Origin of the sequence: Mycobacterium sp. (genome assembly GCF_050701675.1) — a bacterium.
Classification (GTDB): Bacteria; Actinomycetota; Actinomycetes; order Mycobacteriales; family Mycobacteriaceae; genus Mycobacterium.
Window position 1 is genome coordinate 1 of the sequence record NZ_JBOGDD010000179.1, and the last position, 3,689, is coordinate 3,689.

Consider the following 3,689-nt stretch of genomic DNA (forward strand, 5'->3'; position numbering starts at 1 on the left):
GACCACGGGTCGCCGCTGGTTTGTACACCGGCAGTGGCACATACGCCTCGGGATCGAAGTCGATCTCGGCGAGTTGCACGTCGATGGGCAGGTCGATGAGCACCGGACCGGGGCGGCCAGAGCGCATCAGGTGGAACGCCTTGGCGAACGCACCAGGGACCTGACCGGGTTCCAGGACGGTCATCGCCATCTTCGTCACCGGCGCGGCGATCGCGCTGATGTCGACGGCTTGGAAATCCTCCTTGTGCAGCCGGCTCACCGGTGCCTGGCCCGTGATCGCCAGGATCGGAATGGAATCGGCCGAAGCGGAGTACAGCCCGGTGATCATGTCGGTGCCCGCTGGGCCCGACGTACCGATGCAGATGCCGATGTTGCCCGCTGCCGCACGCGTGAAGCCCTCGGCCATGTGGCTGGCGCCTTCGACGTGTCGCGCTAGGACGTGCTTGATCCCGCCGTGCGCGCGCATCGCCGAGTAGAACGGGTTGATCGCCGCGCCCGGTAGGCCGAAGGCTTGTGTTGCGCCTTCGATTTCGAGGATTCTGACGGCGGCGTCGACCGTGCGCATCCGGGTCACTTCGCGTCCTCGCTTGCCGTGCCGGACAACCGCTCGACGCCGAGCAGCAGGCCGGAGTGGTCCAGGCCGCCCTCGCCGTTGGCGATCGCGGAGGCCATCAGCTGCGCGACGACGGCGCCGAGCGGGATGATGACACCGGCCTCGCGTGCCGCGGACGTGACGATGCCCATGTCCTTGTGGTGCAGTGCGATGCGGAACCCGGGGTCGAAGTTGCGGGTCAACATCTTCGACGCCTTCTGGTCCAGCACGGCCGACCCGGCCAATCCGCCGCCGAGCACCTTCACCGCGGCGTCGATGTCGACGCCGTAGGCGCGCAGGAAGGTGATGGCCTCGGCGAGCAGTTCGATGTTGCCCGCCACGATCAGCTGGTTCGCGGCCTTCACGGTCTGGCCTGCCCCGTTGGGGCCGACATGCGCGATGGTCTTGCCGACGACGTCGAGAATCGGCTTGGCGGAGGCGAAGTCAGCCTCCGAGGCGCCGACCATGATGGACAGCGTGGCGTTCACCGCGCCGGGCTCGCCACCGGAGACGGGTGCGTCGATGATGCGCAGTCCGCGCTCGGCGGCGACCTTGGCGAGTTCGGTGGTGACGTCGGGCCGGATCGAGGAGAAGTCGATCACCAGGGTGTCGGGTTGGGCGTGGGCGAAGACGCCGTCGTCGGTGAGCAGGACGGCCTGCACGTCGGGGGAGTCGGGCACCATGATCGCCACGACGTCGGCGTTCTTGACGGTCTGCTCGATCGACTCGGCGGCGCCGCCGCCGGCCTCGACCAGTGCCTGTATCCGTTCCTCGGATCGGTCGTATCCGACGACGGTGTGGCCGGCTGCGACAAGGTGGCGCGCCATCGGGCCGCCCATGATGCCCAGTCCGATGAATCCGATGGTGCTCACGAGATCCTCGTTTCTTGTTGCTGCCGAAGGGTTTCGATGTTCACGCCGTTGGCGCCCCGGTCGGAGCGTGGGAGCCAGTCGAAGGGATCCGGGCGGGTGGCCTTGTATTCCAGACCGAGGTAGCCGGTGTAGCCGTGGTCGGACAGTTCCTGGAGCTGACTGGCCAGCGCCAGCTCCCCGGTTCCCGGTTCACCGCGTCCTGGCGCGTCGGCGATCTGCACGTGCCCGATCCGGCTGCCGTATTCACGAATGACGGCGCTGGTGTCGTCGCCGTTGACGTCGAGGTGATACAGGTCGGCGAGTAGTCGCAGGGTCGTGGTGCCGTATTCGGCATGCACCCGGTCGATGACCCGAATGACGTCCGCCGCTGTCTTGAGCGGATATTGCGGTGCACCGCTTACCGGTTCCACCAGTACCGTCGCGCCGATGCGGTCCGCCGCCGCTGAGGCGTAGGCCAGGTTGTCGGCCGCGACGTGGTCCTGCGTCGAGGGCGCGAGGTCCGCGTCGCGATTGCCGTACAGGGCGTTGAAGGATCTGGTGCCCAGCGTCTCGGCGATACCAATGGCGATGGCGACGTTGTCTCGAAATGACTGCGTGAGTGCGGGATTGGACAAGATACCGCGCTCGCCCGCAGGCATGTCCCCGGCGGCGAAGTTGAGTCCGGTCAGCTGGACGCCGGCGTCCTGGATGGCGCCGATGAAGGCGGTGACTTCGGCGTCAGACGGCGAGGTACTCGGGAAGGGCCACCAGAACTCGACGGCCCCGAAGCCGGCGTCTCGGGCTGCGCGCGGCCGGTCCAGCAGGGGGATGTCGGTCAGCAGGATCGAACAGTTGACGGTGTAGGTGGCGTTCACCACGGCTCGCCCTTTCCGTGTCAGTAGTCGGGCACTCGTCGCGGCGGATCCGCGTAGAGTGATTTCTTCATCTATTCCGTATTATGGAATGGCACTATCATTATGCAATCAAGTGAACTCGGGCGGAACCGACTTGTCAAGGGGGAGGAGGCAGCCGCAGCGGTGAACATTCCTGTTGTCAAACGCCATTGCGAAGATGTGGTGTAGCGCGGCACGATCTGGAGCGTGAAGGCCTGAGGCGGGGTGACTCTGTCAGAGGTCATAGGAAGATGAATTAATAGTTCCGTATAGCGGAAGGAAAACCCTCACCATGACCTTGCAACGCAGCGCTAGTGCCGGACGGCACCGTCATCCCACCGATCGCCACGTGGTGATCGCCCCCGACAAGTTCAAGGGATCACTGACGGCGAGGCAAGCTGCGCAGGCGATGTCCCTCGGCGTCAAACGTGCCGACCCCACGCTGCACACCGTCGAGTGCCCGGTCGCCGACGGCGGCGACGGCACGCTCGAGACGGTCCTGGCCGCGGGATTCGAACGGGTTCCCGTCTACGCAGTGGGGCCGACCGGGCAATCGGTGCTCACCGCCTACGCGCGCAGCGGCGACACCGCCGTGGTGGAGATGGCCGAAATCTGCGGCCTGCAGCGACTTCCCGGTGCCACCCCGGCACCTATGACCGCATCCAGTTACGGCCTCGGCGCGGTGGTGGCACAAGTTCTTGACCACGGCTGCCACGACATCGTCATCGGAGTGGGCGGCAGCGCGAGCACCGATGGCGGGGCCGGCTTCCTGGTCGCGCTCGGCGCGGTGGCAATCGATCAGAAGGGCTCACGCGTGGTTCCGGGCGGGCGGGCCGTCGGCCATTGCACGCACCTCGATCTCAGTGGCATGCGGCCCGAGATCGCCGATGCCACCATCACGATCGCCGCCGATGTCGACAGCCCGCTCTGCGGCCCACTGGGCGCCGCGAGCGTCTATGCGCCGCAGAAGGGCGCAAACCCAGACCAGGTAACGGAATTGGACCGCGCCCTGCAGTCATGGGCCGACGTCGTGGAGCGCACGATCGATACCGACTTCCGCGATGCGGCCGGAGCGGGCGCCGCCGGTGGGGTCGGATTCGCCGCACTGGCGGTACTCGGTGCGCGCATGAGCCCGGGGATCGACTTGATCCTCGACCTCGTCGACTTGGACAAGCACCTCCTGGGAGCCCGCGCTGCCATCACCGGCGAGGGCTCGCTGGATCACCAGTCCTTGCGGGGCAAGGCCGCGGTGGGGGTCTCTCGTCGGGCCGGCGCGTACGGCATCCCGGTATACGCCGTGGCCGGGGTGTCGACGTTGCCTCCGGCCGCGATCCACGCCGCCGGGCTCGCGGG

The 3,689-nt window shown here is 67.1% G+C and carries 4 protein-coding genes; 1 reads left to right on the top strand and 3 read right to left on the bottom strand.

The window, feature by feature from the left end; translation table 11 throughout:
- From ACRDUX_RS05280 to ACRDUX_RS05290, 3 genes are all read right to left on the bottom strand, one after another.
- Positions 1–574: thiamine pyrophosphate-binding protein (locus ACRDUX_RS05280; protein WP_526411696.1), on the bottom strand; the 574-nt coding region annotated here is incomplete at its 3' end.
- Positions 571–1,464, bottom strand: a complete 894-nt coding sequence (locus ACRDUX_RS05285) for a 2-hydroxy-3-oxopropionate reductase (protein WP_526411698.1) — start codon at positions 1,462–1,464, stop codon at positions 571–573. The genes ACRDUX_RS05280 and ACRDUX_RS05285, both read right to left, overlap by 4 nt.
- On the bottom strand, positions 1,461–2,321 hold the full coding sequence (locus ACRDUX_RS05290; RefSeq protein ID WP_526411700.1) for a hydroxypyruvate isomerase family protein: 861 nt from the start codon (positions 2,319–2,321) through the stop codon (positions 1,461–1,463). Before ACRDUX_RS05290 ends, ACRDUX_RS05285 begins: the two co-directional genes overlap by 4 nt.
- A 307-nt stretch (positions 2,322–2,628) precedes the next feature.
- Here ACRDUX_RS05290 and ACRDUX_RS05295 point away from each other — a divergent pair.
- A partial coding sequence (locus ACRDUX_RS05295) for a glycerate kinase (RefSeq protein WP_526411702.1) occupies positions 2,629–3,689 on the top strand: 1,061 nt, incomplete at its 3' end.